Raw genomic sequence first — 16,910 nt, 5'->3', positions numbered from 1 at the left:
TCTCAGAATTCGGCCTTTCACTAAGCTGGAAGTTCACCAGCTAAGTGAAATTTCACGGCTGAGCCCAATTTTCTGACTGACCTCTTGTTTGCGGGTTTTCGGCAGCAAGACCGCACTCCCGAAAATTTATTATGAAGGGTTAAACTGTCACACGCTGACAATCGATACCATCTCAATAAACATTGAACGGCAATGTTACCGCATTGAGTCAGCAGTACGTTCAAGCGCTTTGAGCCATCGTTCAGAATAAATTGACGGTTGTCCATCGTGCTGATGAGCGTTAACTGATGACCAATTTTGACGTTGAGTGGCTCAACCTCAGCCGTTACAACACTGTAACTAATCGTTCAAACGCTTGAGATGTTCTACGATAGTGCCGAATTGCGCCAATGTAAGATTTCGGTAAGCGGCTAGGTGGATGCTGTGTCGCGATAATTGGCGGTTGTTGGTGTTCTTCCGACAACCGCCAATTATCGGGGACGAATCTAAGACTCGCGCGGGTTTTAGCGAGGCTTAGATTCGAGGACTGAGACCGCTTTTTGGCTCAGGCCGGCCCCACCAGCAGGAACCTAGCCGCTTACCGGAATCGACCGTTTACGCAAATCTCACTTCACAAACTAAACAGAAAAATGTTTACGCTGGACACAAACGACAGCATTGATTAACTATAATGGTAAACTGTACCAGTTCACGCGCTGGACTTGAATTAATTGGGCTAGCGTGGTGTAATGAGTTATGCAATTATGTTATTTTGGTTAAAATTCATTGAGTAAAGAGAGTGTGATTGGTTATGGATGTAAAACGAAAGATGTCGACGCGCGAGGTCGTCTATTTGGCAATGCTAATTGCCGTTACGGTTGTAATTTCTCGATTTTTCTTGATTCCGGTGCCGATGACGCACGGGAACGTTAACTTGTGTGATGCGGGGATCTTTGTTGCTGCATTGCTGTTGGGACGTAAACAAGGGGCCATTGTTGGGGCCGCTAGTGGATTTTTGTTAGATTTAATTTCAGGCTATTCTCAATACATGTTATTTTCGTTGGTTGTTCACGGGTTAGAAGGATTCGTTGCTGGTTGGATCGGTAGTGGTAAGAAGCGATCCGTCAAAATTTTGGCAATGGTGATTGGGACAGTTGTCATGGTTGCTGGCTACTTCTTATCTGATACGATTCTGTACGGGGTTTCCGTTGGGGTTATTGGTGTGCCAACTAACTTTATTCAAGGTATCTTGGGTGGGGTTGTTGGTTACCTCGTGGTCATTCCACTTGAAAGTCGCTTGCCGCACTTACTTGGGTCATAGTGATGACAACGCATAACCGACCATTTTTGCTGGCAGAAGATTTATCCGCAATTGGGACAATGTCTCTGGGCGCTGCGATTCCGATTATGTCAGCCATGGACGTTCCGACCGCTATTTTGCCAACTCAGGTCTTATCGACGCAAACTGAGGGATTTGGTGAACCGGTGTCACAAGCATCGGTTGACTGGGTTTCAGCAACGTTGGCACACTGGCAGGCCCAGTCAGTTCAATTATCTGGTGGTTTGATTGGGTATATTGGCCGTGAAGATTTAGTACAGACGTTAGAGACCGCATTAACAACCCAACGGCTACCATTGCTGATCATTGATCCAGTGATGGCGGATGATGGCGCACTCTATCCGGGTTTGGCGTCAACCTACGTTGCCGCAATTCGGCGGTTAATGGCGTTGGCAACGGTTGTGACGCCTAACTGGACGGAAGCCCAGCTTTTGACGGGACAAACAGTTACTGGTCAGCCGACTGAGACGCAGATTCAACAACAGATGAATGGCCTTCAGTCACTTACGGCACCAGGTACGCAATTAGTGATTACTGGTATTCCGGGTACGAATCAGGTTAAGACGGCGTGTTGGGATGGTCAGTTGACCGTGATGACGTTGCCGAATCAGGACGGGCATTTTTACGGCAGCGGGGATGTTTTTTCCGCCATTTTAAGCGGTGCACTCGTCCACCACTGGTCGTTAACTGATGCGGTCACATTAGCGGTCAACGGTATTAAGCAATCGTTAGACCAGACTTCCGAAGCGGGGTATCAACGTCGTTTTGGGATGCAGTTAAGTCGGTTATTACAGTGGCTTGGTCCGCAGATGAGTCAACAAGATAAATAACGATTTTTAGAGAGTGGGCAAAAACTCGTTTAGGTCCCAGAATATAAGAGAACCGGCCCGTGGATTTCTGGTTTTGAAATCTACGGGCCGGTTCTCTTATATGGCCGGGGCCTGAGTTTTGGCGCACGTTTAGGCTAGATAATAGTCTTGAGATAAAGTGAAATTTTTTAACTTACTTTGAGTTAAGAAATTAGTTCGATGCTTACCAATATGGACTTTTTTCTCAATCTCTTTTTTGATGATTTTAGCAGTGGCTAACTTGAAATTCGAAGAAACATCAGTCATGATGACAGTAACAACTTAAGTCTGAAATGAGGAGTGGTTGAAATGATCGATACGCACGTTAACCGAAAAGAACACGATAACATCAAGTGGCAGGTTCTTAAAGATGACGCTAGTTTGCTGCCAATGACCATCGCAGATATGGACATTGCGACACCGAAGTTTATTCGAGATGCGTTGCAAACGGTGTTAGATGATAAAGTACTCGGGTATACGGCACCAAGCGATGCGTTCTATCAGTCGATTATCGCGTGGGAACAGGGACATCACGCGGTAACCCTGACGCCTGAACAGATTATTTTGATGCCAGGGGTTGTGACTGGGTTATCACTAGCGGTTAGACGGTTGACGCAGCGTGGTGATCAGGTCATTGTGATGGCCCCTTATTATCCGCCATATGAACAGGTGGTGACGGACAATGGGCGTAAGATGGTGAAACTATCACTGGTTCAACGAGAAGGGCAATACGTGATTGATTTTGACCGGCTAGCGACGTTGATGTCAGATCCAATTACCCGGGCAATTATCGTCTGCAATCCGCAAAATCCGGGTGGCCGGGTTTGGACGAACGCGGAACTGCAACGCATCACGGAACTGGCTTCCCAGCATAAAGTGTTCATTTTGGCAGATGAAATTCACGATGATACAACGTTCTCGGATGCCTATCCAGTGTCGATGTTGTCTGATTTAATGGGGCTGGAAGCAGCGGAACAAACGGTGCTTTTAAAATCCGCAACGAAGGCGTTTAATCTAGCTGGTGCAAAGGCGTCGTATTTAGCGACTAAAAATCCGCGGTTGTTAGCGGTGCTGAAGCGGGCTGCTACCGCTGAACAGTTGGAAGAACTGAACACGTTCGGCCTCGTCAGCACTCAAGTGGCTTACGAGCAAGGCGCTGAGTGGCTTGCAGAAGTGAACCAATACCTAGAAGAAAACCGAAATTTAGCGTACGCGTACATTAACGAACACATCCCCCGAATTAAGCCGATGTATCCGGAAGCGACTTACCTGATGTGGCTTGATTTTATGGCTTACGGCGTGACGGATGCGCAACTGGATCAAGCGTTACGAGAGAAAGGACACCTTTGCTTGAATCCGGGCATTGATTACGGTGAAGAAGGTCACGGCTTTATGCGACTGAATTTTGCGGTTGATCGAGAAGTCTTAAAGGAAGCGTTGCACCGGTTACAGGTGTTTGATCGCGACATGTAATGAATAACGTTGGCGTCACACACGGGGAGCAGCCCGGTGTGGCGCTTTTTTCTGACAAGTTATGTCGTACTATTACAGTCCCACAACAATTCGATGACGTTTTTTCTGAGCTCGCTAACATACGCTATAATGTAGGCTATAGTTAAGAGGAGGAAATAGTGCGTTGAAGAAATCAAAGGTTCAATTTATTAAATTTGCCGTTAGTGGCTTATTGCTGGGGTTGACGACAATGGGGATCGCCACTCAAGCACAAGCGGCCAAGGTATCGCCTGAATCAAAGGTGAAGACCACCGTTAAAGTTAACGAGATGATGCGAGTCAAGACGAGTTCGACGACTGCGACGAGTAAAATCACCGCGGCTTTTTGGAACTATCCATACGGCTCTAACAAGGCCGCCAAGAAGACCCACTGGGTTAAAAACTATGCCAACAAAACGTTGATCGCCACCAAGCAAGCGACGTTGAAGAATGGGTTAAAATACTACTACGTCAAAGTTGCCAGCAAGCCAAGCGTTCAAGGATGGATCTACACTAAGTGGTTGCGTCAAATGTCAATGGTCAGCCTAGGTGATTCCATCACCAAGGGTTGGACGGGGGTTGACTACGCAACGACGCCATATCCTAAGCAAGTTGGTGAAACGTTAGGGATGACGTCAACTAACCTGGGTGAGAATAACGGGAAAGTTGTTGGTAGCAGTAGCTTGGATTTAACGTACAACATCGATAACCACGATTTCGATAAGGATGATGTGGCAACCATCAGCTACGGGGTCAACGACTACTTCCACGACCTGTCATTGATGTCCGTTCAATCGACGCTTGATCAAGAACTGACCGAGTTGCAGGCCCAATATCCTAACTTGCAGATCTTCGGGTTGTTGCCGTTGAACTGCTACGTTGCGGATGCCACGACTGGCGAGTACGTTTCAGCGGCAACCACGATGTACAAGGATCATGCTTATACCTTAAATGATCTACGGGATATGGACTCTGAAGTTTACAAGGCGCACAATATCAAAGTGCTTGATTGGCGTGATTACGAAGGTACGATTATCCCAACCGATGATGCACGGATGACCGTCTTTGGTGATCAACGCTTGCACCCAACTCAGGCAACCTATACTGAGATGAGTGGGTATATTAGTGACTTTTTGCAGAATAATATTAAATAATAAGTGAACTGAAACCAGAATAACTAGTGATTAGTTGAAGAGCGCGGCGTTGATTCCTGTTGGAGTTGGCGGCGGGTTTTTTTGTGGGTAGTTGAATCAGAGAGGGGATAGATACTCATTTTTTAGGCAACTGTGCCGAATGGTGTGAAACGGGGCAGAAGGTTGCATGTAGTGGGGACCAAGTAAAACTGCCCAAAGTCCAGGCAGTTTCACTTGGTCCCCCACTACACACCACCTTCTAAACGCCCCGTTTCGCACACTTTCAATAAATCTTCACATTTTCTCCTTAATAATTTCTTATTAATTTGATAATTTATAGATATCGACAAAGGAGGCGTTCACATGATGCAAATTGAACAAGTTGAATCTGGCCGGTTAGTCCGTTGCTCAACACCGCAGATGACAGCGCCCTTTATTGGACGCATTCTCCGGGTAGTTGTCGATCGAATCGTGGTTGAAGTGTTGAACTACCACTTTAAGGATCGGCGAGTTGTTGAGCAGAACCAGCATACGGTTGTGGTGGACTTAGCCGATGCCAAACTAATGACGATCATAAATTGTACAGTCTAATTAAATGAAGGAGTGATGAACATGATTCAATTAAATGATTTAGTTCGCTGCCAGCCTAACGGGAATCTATTACGGCCATTTGTTGGAAAAGTTGAAAAGATTTACGAACGCACAGCAATGGTAACGGTAACAGAATATCATCGTGATGATCACTGGAAAGTGGTGGAGTTAACGGGACGGGTCATCGTTGCGCTGAATCGGATGCAACCGCAAATTGCTTTTGCGCCGGCGCTTGTGCCAGTAAATTCGGAGGTCGTTGCAAGATGATTCGAAGGCAAATATCAAAAGACGCTTAGCCAGCAATCGATTGATTGTGGGTTAAGCGTCTTTTTGAGTTTGCTGTCGCTTGTGTCCAGCATAAGTGTGCGGAGCGAGACGGGTTGAGAGCAGTGTGCAAGGCGACATCGGTGAAGGCGCCCGGGCCTGGCGGGGTTACCGATGTCGCCTTGCATGCAGCTCTCAGTCTCGCGCAGCACCATTCGGCGTGGTGGCCAGAAAGCGCGTGGTTGTCAAGTTCTTACAACTTCAGGAACCCTGGAAATAACAGTTTAAGTGGCGCCGAATTTTGTAGCCTGAGAGCGCCGGCTTTCATGCGGCTTTGGCGAGCGAAGCGACGACAAACAGCCGACACCCAAATCGCACCCAACACTTACGCTGGACACAAACGACAGTAAAAAAGCCTCGCAAAACGAGGCTTTTCGGAACAATTACTATAGATCCTCACCAGAAATCCGGTTAAAGAATTCAACGTGAATGTTGTCATCAGTGATGGTCAATTTGGTCAAACTGCCATTGATCGTTGCGACGCCTTCATCAAGTTCAGGTGCGTAACGGTCAACGATTGAGCGAATCGTCATGCCGTGAGACACAACGAGAACGGTGTCGCCGTCTTCGGAGTTATCCCGCAGTTTGTTAAAGCCACGACTGAGGCGATCCCAGAACATGTCATTACTTTCGGCTTCACCGTAAAGATCAGCTTGATGGATCAAATCACGGGCCTTTTCTAGACCGTAAGTGCCTAAAACGTCAGATTCGGAGGTTAATTTAACCTGGGCACCAACGAATTGCCACATTTGATTTAAGTCGTTTCCTTCAAAGTAGCCGTGGCACTGTTCTCTGAATTCAGGGTATTGGTAACTAATGATATTCAGGTTGTTTGGGTTGGCCTTTAAAATATGACGAGCGGTTTCAATTGCCCGACCAGAGTCACTACTGTAAGCAGCGGTGAAGTTGATTGCTTTGAGTTGTTCACCAGCGCGTTTGGCATCGGCGATTCCTCGATCAGTTAGCGGGGAATCAATCCAGCCCTGAACCTTATTGTAGTGGTTTAACATGGTCTGACCGTGACGGACGAAGTATGCGGTGATGGTCTTCATAATATGTGCCTCCTAGGATTTGATAACGGTTACATTCATTATAACAGATTTGGTTGTTGAACGGCGGTTTTCAAAGCGTACGCCTTTCCAATGCGAGTTAGTAGAATAATAGTGAATACCAAAAAACACGACCAACGCATTTCGCGCTTTGGTCGTGTTTTAAGACTAAGCTTGTTGTCGTCGTTGCCAAACAAATTGCCAGAGACTGGCGATAATCAAGAGCAGGCCACCGCCAATCGATAACCACTTACCAAGTTTCAAACCAGGGGTTTCGTAAACTAAGCGAACGTGGTGCGGTCCTTTGGTGAGTGACGCACCCACGAAGCCGCTATTAACGATTTGGGTTGATTTCTTTTGACCATCAACGGTTAAATGCCAACCGGTCGAGTACGGAATCGACGTTGTTAAAACGCTGGCCTGTTTGCGGTTCGTGTTTCCGGTGACGGTGTTGTTGGTTACTTTCAAGTTGTTTAAGCCGTGGACTTGAATGGCGCGGGTTTGTTGTTGATAGGATTTGCCAAACGGAACGGCAATCAATTTCACGTTTTTAAAGCTGAGTTTTGTGGCGTTACTGAAAGTTAAGTTCACCATTTGACGCGCTTTGGAGGAATAACCCAGGTTGATCAAGAGGTGGTGCTTGGGCTCGTAATCAGACATATTATTGATGCCCAGTTGATCAAAGGTGGTTTTAGATGTACTCGTGTTAATGTTTAAATAGTACTCGTCAAAATAAGGGTGTTGGGTGATCTCACGCCAGTTATTTAACTTGTCACCCTTGGTGTTAGGCGTGCCCGCAAGCGCTGACTGGTTGGCGATCTTAGCCAATTGGGTCTTAGTTGATGGGAAGCTAGCTTGAATGCCGGATAGGTCCAAATACAGTTCGGTATTGCGAGTCGACTTAGGTCGTTTGATCTGTAACTGGTAAGTCTGCTGCTGTCCGAGGACGTCACTGGTCATTTGCTTCAGCCCGTGTTTATTAGCTTCGGCGTTATTGGTTAACATCAGTTGGTTCTGGGCTAACAGATCTTCAACTCGGGTGGATGGGTCGTCTAAGCCAGTTGCTGCTGCGTACTTGAGCGCTTCTTTAGGGTCGTCCATCAACCCCTTAGTTGAAACGGCGGCCGAAAGGGACTTACTGGTGTTGTGCTGTAGGCGATAAGTGATCGCCTGTGGCAAGGTGGTGATGGGTTCACTGGTAACGTTGACCTTGTAGGGAACACTTTTACCAACGGTGGTGGCTGAGGTTTTCGTGACACCCGACACAGTTTTGCTGGTATGTGTCCCCTTCAGCAGTGCCCGTTCCTTAGTGAGCGCGTTCAACTGGTTATACGTTGTATCGGTCAGTTGCTTGGTTTGGGTATAGGCCAGCGGTAGCGCGTACTGGTTTTTAAGCAGTACCGTCCCGGTACCATTGCCTAACCCGTAAACGGGCTGATCTTTGAAGACCGCGACGTGACCAGCTTTATTTTTAACTGGCGTGAAGCCGTAAGGAGCAGCCGCCTGATTGGCGACGTTATCTTGACGCGCAAACAGGTATTTAACGCCCAATAGACTATTCATCGTTGTCCGGTCATCAACTTCGTCCGTTGGGTTATTCATGGCGTTTTGACTGTTTTGGAGCTGCTTGTTAAAGGTGTTAAGGTAACCACTTTGAACCGAGTAGTATGAACTGATCGTGTGTGTGTTCAGTAACATCGGAATGTTATTGCCAACGGTGAGTGACGTGTAGTAATCACTGGTGGTTGAGGTGCGATAAAAAGATTGATCGGCGCGATTCAAATACCGGTCCGCGGCGTCAAAATAAGTTTTCGCCCAGCGGGATGCCGTACCAGCCGGCAATTCATTTTCGGTCGATGCACTAAAGTTGGCGCTGTAAAAGCCTAATCCAGTAGTGATCACGTTCAAACAAACGAGTGCAAGTAAGCCAATTTTAAGCTGCCAAGCGTAGAGTTCTTGAAGTAGGCCATAAGCCAGTAGCGTAATAAATAGGAAGTAGATGACGTAAATAATCAGGTTATTGGTTGTCAGTTTAAGTGAAAAGCCGTTGGTTGCCCAAACAAGGATCAGTAACCCAGTTGAAACGCCTAGGAACCAAGTGAAGTCTGCTGGTTCGAGCGTGTGAATTTGATCCACAAAGCGGGCAGCAATAAAGGCGAATACGAGGTGTGCCAACAACACCCACCGATTAGATGGCGTACTCATGACGTTGAAGGTTGCGGCCACCGCTGGGACCAAAAGACCAAGCAGAATGAAAATCAGCGTGATATTAATGGCAAGATTTTGGCGGAAGTGGCGCATCATCCAAATAATGCCGAGCAACGAAAGACCGCTTGTGCCAATCACGACCCAGTAGTAAATGGTACCGTTCGAGTTGATCAACGCATCTGGGAGATTAAGGTAGTAAACGGGCGGATACAGTTTCAGGCCGTTCGCAAAAATCGACCCGCCAGACCGTGATGAATGCAACATCGCTAAGGCGCTTGGCAGCAAAATCACAGCGGAGGTCAGTACCCCAATCACACCACTAGCAATAAAGGAACCGAGCGCTTTTAAGAAGGAGACGTTGAGCCGGTGTTTATAAGTTAAGTCGATGTAGCGGATGATGGCAAAAATGACGGCACCAATCGCTAACACGTAGGCAAAATACACGTTACAAATCAGCACTAACCCAATTAAAAGCGCTAGCCAGCCGAATGAGTGCCCTTGATAGATGCGTTCGATTGCAAGACAAAGCAATGGAAAGAAAATCAATGGCAGTAAGAAGAATGGGTGGTGGTAGCTCACGTAAAAGGCGTACCCGTTAAACGTATAGATCAATGCGCCAGTAAGTGCGCCACCACGGTTTAAACGGAACTGTTTGGCAAATGCGAGAAAAGCGAGTCCCACAACGTACAGTCGAAGAATCGTCAATAGCTGATAACCCAGCTCAAGCTTATCGGCTGGGAAGAGGGCAATCAGATAGCTAAACGGATCACCAACGACGTAGTAGGCGAAGGTCGTCATTTGGTCTGCGCCAAGGCCGAGATTCCAAGACCAGCCAAATAGCGACTGATGCGCGGTGCCGTGAAGAATGCGATAAAATTGCGTGAGAATCGGGTAGTGCTGGGCAATCCCGTCCAGACTCCAGATAGTGGTTTGTCCCGTTAATCGAAGGGCGCCAAAGGAACAGGCAACGATGCCGACAAAAATGATGGTGTAAGCTAACCACACCGGGACGAGTTTAGTAACTTTTTTCAAAGTAATCGCTCCAATAAAGTATAATAATGAGGTCATTGCTGTCGAAACGCGCAACAGCGATGACGATGATGGTCGCTATCGGCAAACAAGTGGCGGTAGCGGTTATAGGTTTCGTTGGTATTTATTATGACATAGTTTAGTAGGGTGAGCGAATTAAGAATAGATGACAACTAACGAGTCCCGGAAAACGGTGGGTCGTGATAGTTAGGTGCCGTTGTTAGGTTTGAAATTGCCTGAAAGGTGCTAAAACGATGAATCCGGTTTCTTTGCTAGTCTATCGGGATTTTGATGGTACTTTGAAAACCGAACGATTCACCGAGATTAAAACAAAATCTTTACGTTTGTGTAACAGACCGATTTTTTGATAATTTTTCGGTAAAATAGACCAAGGAATCACGTTTGAAAGGATGAGAATTGATGGGCAAAAGAATTGAATGGGTCGACATGGCCAAGGCAATTGGGATGATTGCCGTTGTTACTGGTCATGCCATTCATCCGCTTGTGGAAGACTCACCAGCGATGAGTACCATGTTTTCAGCAATTTATTGGTGGCACATGCCGCTGTTTTTCATTGTAGGTGGGTTTTTCTTACGGCCGTTAGAACCAAATTGGGCTGGTGTGAAGCATTTTCTAAAGCGACGGATCATTCCCAACGTTAGGATGTATCTGGTGGCTGGGGGATTATTGATCCTAGCAAGCCACTTTATTTTAGCGGAATCGTGGAAGTACACCTTGTTTTACTTTGTCAGACTGCTATACGGTGGTCGAACATTAAACCACGAATTGTCGATTTTCTGGTACATGACCGTCTACATTGTGACCTTATTGGTTGTTGTGATGATCATTACCTGGGTCGACTCGGTTCCGGCCCAGTTCTTCATCGTGTTGATGATGTACATGGCAGGCATGACCTATACCCATATGAGTTTCTTCCAATATAAGTACGTTCCTTGGGATGCCGACATCGTTTTGGTTGCAGCGTTGTATATGCTGTGTGGTTATTATGGGTTCAAATACTACCCGAAAATTCCGCACAAAGCGTTGCTGACGGCGGCTATTGTTGCGATGTACGCGGTGTTGATCGTGCGTAAGTATCAAGGTATGTTACGATTTAGTTTCTACCTTAAATCACACACGATTGCGAACTCCTTCTTGGGGGCATTCATCCCGTTAGTGTTGTCCCTGGGAGTCTTCCTCCTGAGCGACTTCCTAACTTCGGCCCGAATCTTCAACTGGCTGATGCCACTTGGCGTTTACTCGGGGGCTATTATGTACATGCACAAGATGATTTTTGACGTGGTTGCCAAGGTCGATGTTTTCGACCACTGGTGGGTCCAAATCATCTTCGGCCTCACGGTTCCAATTCTTTTAAACATTTTATACCGACAATTTAAAAACCGACTGAAGCGCCCACAGGCGTTGCGGGAGTGAATGTGAGCACTGTCTTCGATGGAGATGGTGCTTTTTTGTTGTCGTTTGTGTCCAGCGTAAGCAGTCTACTGTTTAGTTTGTGAAGTGCGGTGATTTGCTTAAACTGTCGATTCCGATCAGCGGCTAGGTTCCTGCTGTGGGGCCGGTCTGAGCCAAAGGGCGGTCTCAAACCTCGAAGTTAAGCCTCGCCCAAACCTGTGCGAGTCTTAACTTCGTCCCCGATGATTGGCGGTTGTCGGAAGTACGCCAACAACCACCAATCATCGCGACACAGCATCCACCTAGCCGCTGACCGGAATCTCGTATTGCGCAATTGGTCGCCATTGCAGACCATCTCAAGCGCTTAACTGCACGTTCAGTCACGGGATTACAACGACTGACGTTGATGATCGGCAATCAGCGATTCATATATTGCAATAGCTGAATATCAGCACAAACGCATTAAGTTCACGTGAACGTAACGCATAACTGACAAATTTAGTTTTATGCAATCGTTGGTTCATTGCGGTTACGCGTCTGCAGTTGTCGAGTAATTGTCTAACGTTGCCATCACGCAGTTCCGTCAACTTCAGATTGTGACAGTCAGCAGTTCTGTTACCGACAGCGCACCATGTAGCGGGAGGCGGAGGCGCGCGAGGCTCAGCAGTGTCGATATGACTTAAGCAGTCGTAGTCCGCGGGGTTCGGGCTGCGAGTGCTTTAGTCATACGCGGGTCCGGAGAGATCCGGCATGGGCGCTTTTTGCCCATTCCTAGCTCGTAGGCCCGCCACTGCGTTCCAGCCTTGCATAGTGCCGGAGCCTCCCGCGGCATCCTTCCACTATAAAAAAACAGAATTACCGAATTTCACAAACTAAACATGCTTACGCTGGACATAAACGATAGCAAACGCCAAAGGAGATGCTACCGCTAATTACGGTCATGTAGTATAATAGTATCTGCCGTTTTAGCTCAGCAGGTAGAGCACTTCCATGGTAAGGAAGAGGTCATCGGTTCAAATCCGATAAACGGCTGTCGAGGTACGCTTCAAGTTGCTCGACTGGAACGATAAGATTAAATACCCAAATTAATGGGATTAATTTGAATAACATCTAGCATTTTGCCAATTGATGTAGTATACTTATTTAGTCGGTTGCGATAGTACCGTGATTTATCGGGAAGTAGCTCAGCTTGGTAGAGCACCTGGTTTGGGACCAGGGGGTCGCAGGTTCGAATCCTGTCTTCCCGATTGAACGAGTTAATTTTAAAAATCGTTGTCTTTGAATTAGATTTACGGTAAGATAAACTTGTTAAAGTTTTTGCCGGAGTGGCGGAACTGGCAGACGCGCTGGACTCAAAATCCAGTGTCCGTTGAGGACGTGTGGGTTCGAACCCCACCTCCGGTATCATGAAGAGTTGACCTGTTGGGTCAGCTCTTTTTTTGTAGTTTGAGAATGTTGGGCAGTCGTTGACAAATGCTTTTGCCCGGCGGTAGACTTAGCTCAACTTGGTGAATGAAAGGAGGTCGTGAACGTGGCGTTTATTGGGGTACTGTGTTTGTTACTGATTTTAACAACTTTAGCGGGACATTTTGCTAACCGGATGGGTGTTCCGTCTGTGATTGGCCAAATTTTGGTTGGCGTTTTAGTTGGCCCTGCCGTTTTAAACTGGATTCAGCCCAGTCAACTGTTGTCGGTGTTTTCGGATATCGGGGTCGTAATGCTGATGTTTATCGGCGGCTTGGAGAGTAATCTTGAGCTATTACGACGGTATTTAAAACCGGCAATCATTGTGGCGATGAGTGGGGTGCTGATGCCGGTCGTTTTAATGGGTGGCGCCGCAATGGCGTTTCACTTTTCAGCTTTTGAAGCAACATACATAGGGGTTATTTTTAGTGCCACCTCGGTTTCAATTTCGGTGGCGGTGCTTCAGGAATATCAAGCACTGGATACGTCGGAAGGGGCCACGATTTTAGGCGCGGCCGTTGCTGATGATATTATTGGCGTTATTTTGCTGTCCGTGATGATCAGTTTAATGGGCACGCAGGGCATTGCGACTCACACAGATTCAATCGGATTGGGGTGGATCTTAGTCGAATAGGTGCTGTTCTTTGGTGGCACATACCTAGTTGTTCGGTGGATTGCGCCATACTTGATGTCGTTGAGTGAAAAATTCGTGATGAACGCTAGTGTGACCATCATGTCGATGGTGATTTGCTTGGGCATGGCTTGGATTGCGGACCTAGTTGGTTTGAGCGGTGCAGTCGGAGCGTTCTTTGCGGGAATCGCCGTAGCCCATACACCGTATCGCGAAGTGGTTGAAGCTCATATGGAGCCAATTGGCTACGCGGCTTTCATTCCACTATTTTTCGTTGGCATCGGGTTAAGCATGTCGTTTGACTATCTCGGGTCATCGTTAGGGTTTATTGCTTTAATGACTGTGCTAGCTTGTTTGAGTAAACTTATTGGTTGCGGACTTGGCGCCAAGCTCACTGGTTTTGATCGAACTAGCAGTTTAGTCATCGGTGCTGGGATGATTTCTCGGGGCGAGATGGGCATGATCACGGTTCAAATTGGGTTACAGTCTGGGTTGCTCTCTAAAGCAGCTTATTCGAAGTTTGTGCTGGTGATTATTCTGGCGACAATTATTGCGCCGTTTGCGCTGAAGGCGACGTTGAAACGGTTGCCGGGGCGACGAACAGTTGTGGCATCGGATTGATGATTAGGAAAGATGTTGAAGAAAGCGCCGCAGATTCGAGTTGGGAATCTGTGGCGCTTTTTGGGTTGGGATGATTAATTTTGAGTGCTTCGTTGATGTTCTTGAGACTAAATGTGCTCCACAAGGCAGAGAGCTGCACGTAAGCCACTTTCACCAGAAACCCCAAAAAACGGGGTTTCTGGCAAAAGTGGCTTACGCTCCGCTCTCTAACCGCCTTGTTCCGCACTCTGCTCGTTGCTGTCCTCGAGACTAAACGTGCTCCGAGAGGCAGGGACTTGCACATAAGGGACTTTCACCACAATCCCCAAAAACCAGGGATTATGGCGAAAGTCCCTTATGCTCCAGTCCCTAACCGCCTCTCTCCGCACTCTCTAATTCGTCAACTCATGCTCAATCTGCAACACCGTCGTCGGCATTTTATCCGAGGCAATCAGTGGTGAGACTGGTCCAAGGCTGATGAGGGTCAGTTGGTGCATTGCTCGAGTTGCAATCGTATAGAGTGTACCGGTGAACTGTTCATCAGGGAAGTTGGTGGCTGAGACGTTCCAGCCGATGACGGCGTCGAATTCCAGTCCCTTAGCCAAGTAGATTGGGAGGACTAGGATGCCCTTTGGTAGTGATAGATCGGCGTCAGTCATCAGGGTGACGTTTTTGTGTTGATGGTTAAGTTTTTGGTAGACTTCGTGAGCCTGCGTTAAATCTTTCGTTAGAATCGCAATCGTGCCGTTGGTAGCCGACAAAGTTGTGATTTCCCGGTCTAAGGCATCGATACCACTGTCAAAGTCGTAGCGAATGATGACCTTTGGCAGATCACCAGGGCGGTTAAAGGCCTCAATTTGGGCACCATCAGGCAGAAGGGCTTTCGCAAAAGTGGTGATGGGATAAGTTGAGCGATATGACCGATTCAACTTAAGTAACCGTGGCCGATGAACGTTAAAGGCGTCTCGCAACTGATTCAGCAACGCTTCAGGTGCTTGGACTGCTTTGAAGAGGGCTTGCTCGCTGTCACCAAGGAACGTCATGTGGGCTTTCGGAAAGGCGTGGTGCAAATACTGCAGTTGCGCAATCGAATAGTCCTGCATTTCATCCACAAAGAGGTGTTGCATGGCGTGGTTCTGACCACCACCGGTTAAAATATCTCGGAGGTAGAGCAAAGGCGCCGCGTCAACCAGTGGGCAACGGTGGTACTCGATGGCCTGCGCGAAGCGTGCTCGGCTAGCTTCAAATTGCGTTGCGTCACAGCTATCAGGGAGGTCAGCTTGCGCCATAAAGTCGAGGTACTGGCTGTAAGTGTCCAAGAAGTAGTTATTGTAGAGGGCGTCGTAAACGACCCGAAGTCGCTTGGTAACGATCTTGCGGGCGATGTAGTTGACCTCAGCATCGAGCTCTTGGAATTGGTGGCGTTGCTTGTTGCCTAGTAAATCGTGATACTGTTCATCTGAAAGTTGGTCGATTTCTTCGGCCACCCACTTAGATTTGGCTTCTTCGTTGATCCGCCGCTTGAGTCGTTTGATCAATTCGTTCTTGGTTTTTAAGAACCGCTCAGCAGGTTGGAGCGCTGGCAGTGCGTGGTAAATGGCCTCGATTTCCGCCTTGTCGAAGAAGACTTGGCCGTCGAAGTAAATATGGTTGAATTTGAAATGTTCTGGGTCCAAATGCTGACAGTAGTCGGCAACTTGGTGCATGTAATTAGCGGATTCCTTAAACTGGCGAACGTTGACCTGAGCAGCTGGTAACGTACTTTCCGTTTCGTAACGGTCAAACAACGTTTCGACATCCAGCCCGAGTAACCGCTGGCTTAGAAATTCAGCTAGGGTCACCTGGCGCATGTTACGTTCACCCAAACTAGGCAACACATCAGAAATGTAGTGGCTGAATAGTTTGTTGGGGGAGAACAGGACGATTTGGTCGGCTTGCAGTTCCTGTCGACTGTGGTAAAGCAAAAAGGCAATTCGTTGTAGAATGGCGGATGTTTTACCCGAACCGGCTACCCCTTGAACAACGAGTAAATCACTGCGAGTGTCGCGGATGATGTCGTTTTGTTCACGCTGGATGGTGGCAACGATGTTTTGCATGGTTTCGTCGTTTTGTTGTCCCAACACGTGTTGGAGCATTTCGTCACCAACCGTTTCGTTGGTGTCAAACATGCTTTCGATTTGGCCGTTTTGAATCAAAAATTGACGCTTCTTTTTCAGGTTTGTCAATTGGCGACCACCGGGTGTTTCGTAAGTCACGTTGCCCAGCGTCCCGTTATAGTAGATGGCCGAGATTGGCGCGCGCCAGTCGTAAACCAGAAAGTTTTGTTCGTCGTCGGTGAAGGAAGCCGTGCCAATGTAGAGCCGTTCGGTATCGGGATCGCCAGCGTCTTGAATGTCGATCCGCCCGAAGTAGGGTGATTGTTCCAGTTCCTTAAAGGTGTTCAATTGACCGGAAATGATCTGTTCGTTTTCAATTAACCGAGAAGCCAGCGCCCGTTGTTGTTGCAGATCGGCGGAAGTTTCGATCCGGTCATCAAGTTCGATGTAGTTAACGGAAGTGTTGGCACTGTAGTTTTCTTGAACCAGCTTCATTTCAGCCCGTGCTTTGTCATAATCATCGGTAACAGCAGCGATGCGTGCGGTAATTTGGTGAATCACCGAGTCAACGCGTTGTTGTTCCTTTTCTTGTTCCTGCGATGTCAAAATACCGCCTCTTTCGTTTAAATTGTGCTTGGACTATTTTAGTGGTGTGGGAGGGGGTTGTCAATTAAAGAGTGCGAAATGGGGCGCTTAGAAGGTGGCGTATAAGGGTG

Annotated in this window: 10 protein-coding genes, 3 tRNA genes and 1 pseudogene; 11 read left to right on the top strand and 3 right to left on the bottom strand. The window is 47.6% G+C overall.

Annotated elements, in window-relative coordinates; all coding sequences use genetic code 11:
• Nucleotides 1–790 precede the first annotated feature (790 nt).
• From ACYVR3_RS11945 to ACYVR3_RS11920, 6 genes are all read left to right on the top strand, one after another.
• Nucleotides 791–1,300, top strand: coding sequence for an ECF transporter S component (locus tag ACYVR3_RS11945; RefSeq protein ID WP_461244423.1), 510 nt, complete (start codon nt 791–793; stop codon nt 1,298–1,300).
• A 2-nt stretch (nt 1,301–1,302) separates the two neighbouring features.
• Nucleotides 1,303–2,148 carry a PfkB family carbohydrate kinase gene (locus ACYVR3_RS11940; RefSeq protein ID WP_461244422.1) on the top strand — a complete coding sequence of 282 codons (846 nt, stop codon included), beginning with the start codon at nt 1,303–1,305 and terminating at the stop codon, nt 2,146–2,148.
• A gap of 327 nt (nt 2,149–2,475) precedes the next feature.
• Nucleotides 2,476–3,639 carry a MalY/PatB family protein gene (locus tag ACYVR3_RS11935; protein ID WP_461244421.1) on the top strand — a complete coding sequence of 388 codons (1,164 nt, stop codon included), beginning with the start codon at nt 2,476–2,478 and terminating at the stop codon, nt 3,637–3,639.
• A gap of 163 nt (nt 3,640–3,802) precedes the next feature.
• Complete coding sequence (locus tag ACYVR3_RS11930; RefSeq protein ID WP_461244420.1) at nt 3,803–4,810, top strand: GDSL-type esterase/lipase family protein; 1,008 nt, start codon at nt 3,803–3,805, stop codon at nt 4,808–4,810.
• 342 nt (nt 4,811–5,152) lie between these two features.
• The gene (locus ACYVR3_RS11925; protein ID WP_054736912.1) at nt 5,153–5,380 is read left to right on the top strand and encodes a hypothetical protein; all 228 of its coding nucleotides are present in this window, start codon (nt 5,153–5,155) and stop codon (nt 5,378–5,380) included.
• Between the two features lie 21 nt (nt 5,381–5,401).
• A complete protein-coding gene (locus tag ACYVR3_RS11920) occupies nt 5,402–5,647 on the top strand; it encodes a hypothetical protein (RefSeq protein ID WP_054736911.1) in 246 nt (81 codons plus the stop codon).
• A 443-nt stretch (nt 5,648–6,090) separates the two neighbouring features.
• Here ACYVR3_RS11920 and ACYVR3_RS11915 read toward each other — a convergent pair whose 3' ends face one another.
• Nucleotides 6,091–6,756: a histidine phosphatase family protein gene (locus ACYVR3_RS11915; protein WP_461244419.1), complete on the bottom strand. Its 666-nt coding sequence runs from the start codon at nt 6,754–6,756 to the stop codon at nt 6,091–6,093.
• Nucleotides 6,757–6,921: 165 nt separating this feature from the next.
• Nucleotides 6,922–9,993: a YfhO family protein gene (locus tag ACYVR3_RS11910; RefSeq protein WP_461244418.1), complete on the bottom strand. Its 3,072-nt coding sequence runs from the start codon at nt 9,991–9,993 to the stop codon at nt 6,922–6,924.
• Between the two features lie 417 nt (nt 9,994–10,410).
• Here ACYVR3_RS11910 and ACYVR3_RS11905 point away from each other — a divergent pair, with 417 nt between their 5' ends.
• From ACYVR3_RS11905 to ACYVR3_RS11885, 5 genes and pseudogenes are all read left to right on the top strand, one after another.
• On the top strand, nt 10,411–11,424 hold the full coding sequence (locus ACYVR3_RS11905) for an acyltransferase family protein (RefSeq protein ID WP_461244417.1): 1,014 nt from the start codon (nt 10,411–10,413) through the stop codon (nt 11,422–11,424).
• Nucleotides 11,425–12,362: 938 nt separating this feature from the next.
• A tRNA-Thr gene (locus ACYVR3_RS11900) sits at nt 12,363–12,435 on the top strand.
• Between the two features lie 141 nt (nt 12,436–12,576).
• Nucleotides 12,577–12,650 (top strand) — tRNA-Pro (locus ACYVR3_RS11895).
• Between the two features lie 72 nt (nt 12,651–12,722).
• Nucleotides 12,723–12,807: transfer RNA gene (locus tag ACYVR3_RS11890), tRNA-Leu, on the top strand.
• 127 nt (nt 12,808–12,934) lie between these two features.
• Nucleotides 12,935–14,119, top strand: a pseudogene (locus tag ACYVR3_RS11885) (cation:proton antiporter).
• Nucleotides 14,120–14,490: 371 nt separating this feature from the next.
• On the opposite strand, the gene helD reads toward ACYVR3_RS11885, so the two are convergent.
• Entirely contained in the window at nt 14,491–16,803 is a 2,313-nt protein-coding gene (helD, locus tag ACYVR3_RS11880) for an RNA polymerase recycling motor HelD (protein WP_461244425.1), read from the bottom strand.
• Nucleotides 16,804–16,910: the final 107 nt, after the last annotated feature.

This window comes from Secundilactobacillus muriivasis (assembly GCF_054785195.1).
Note: the sequence above shows the minus strand (reverse complement) of the source record. Positions and strands in the feature narration are given on the sequence as shown.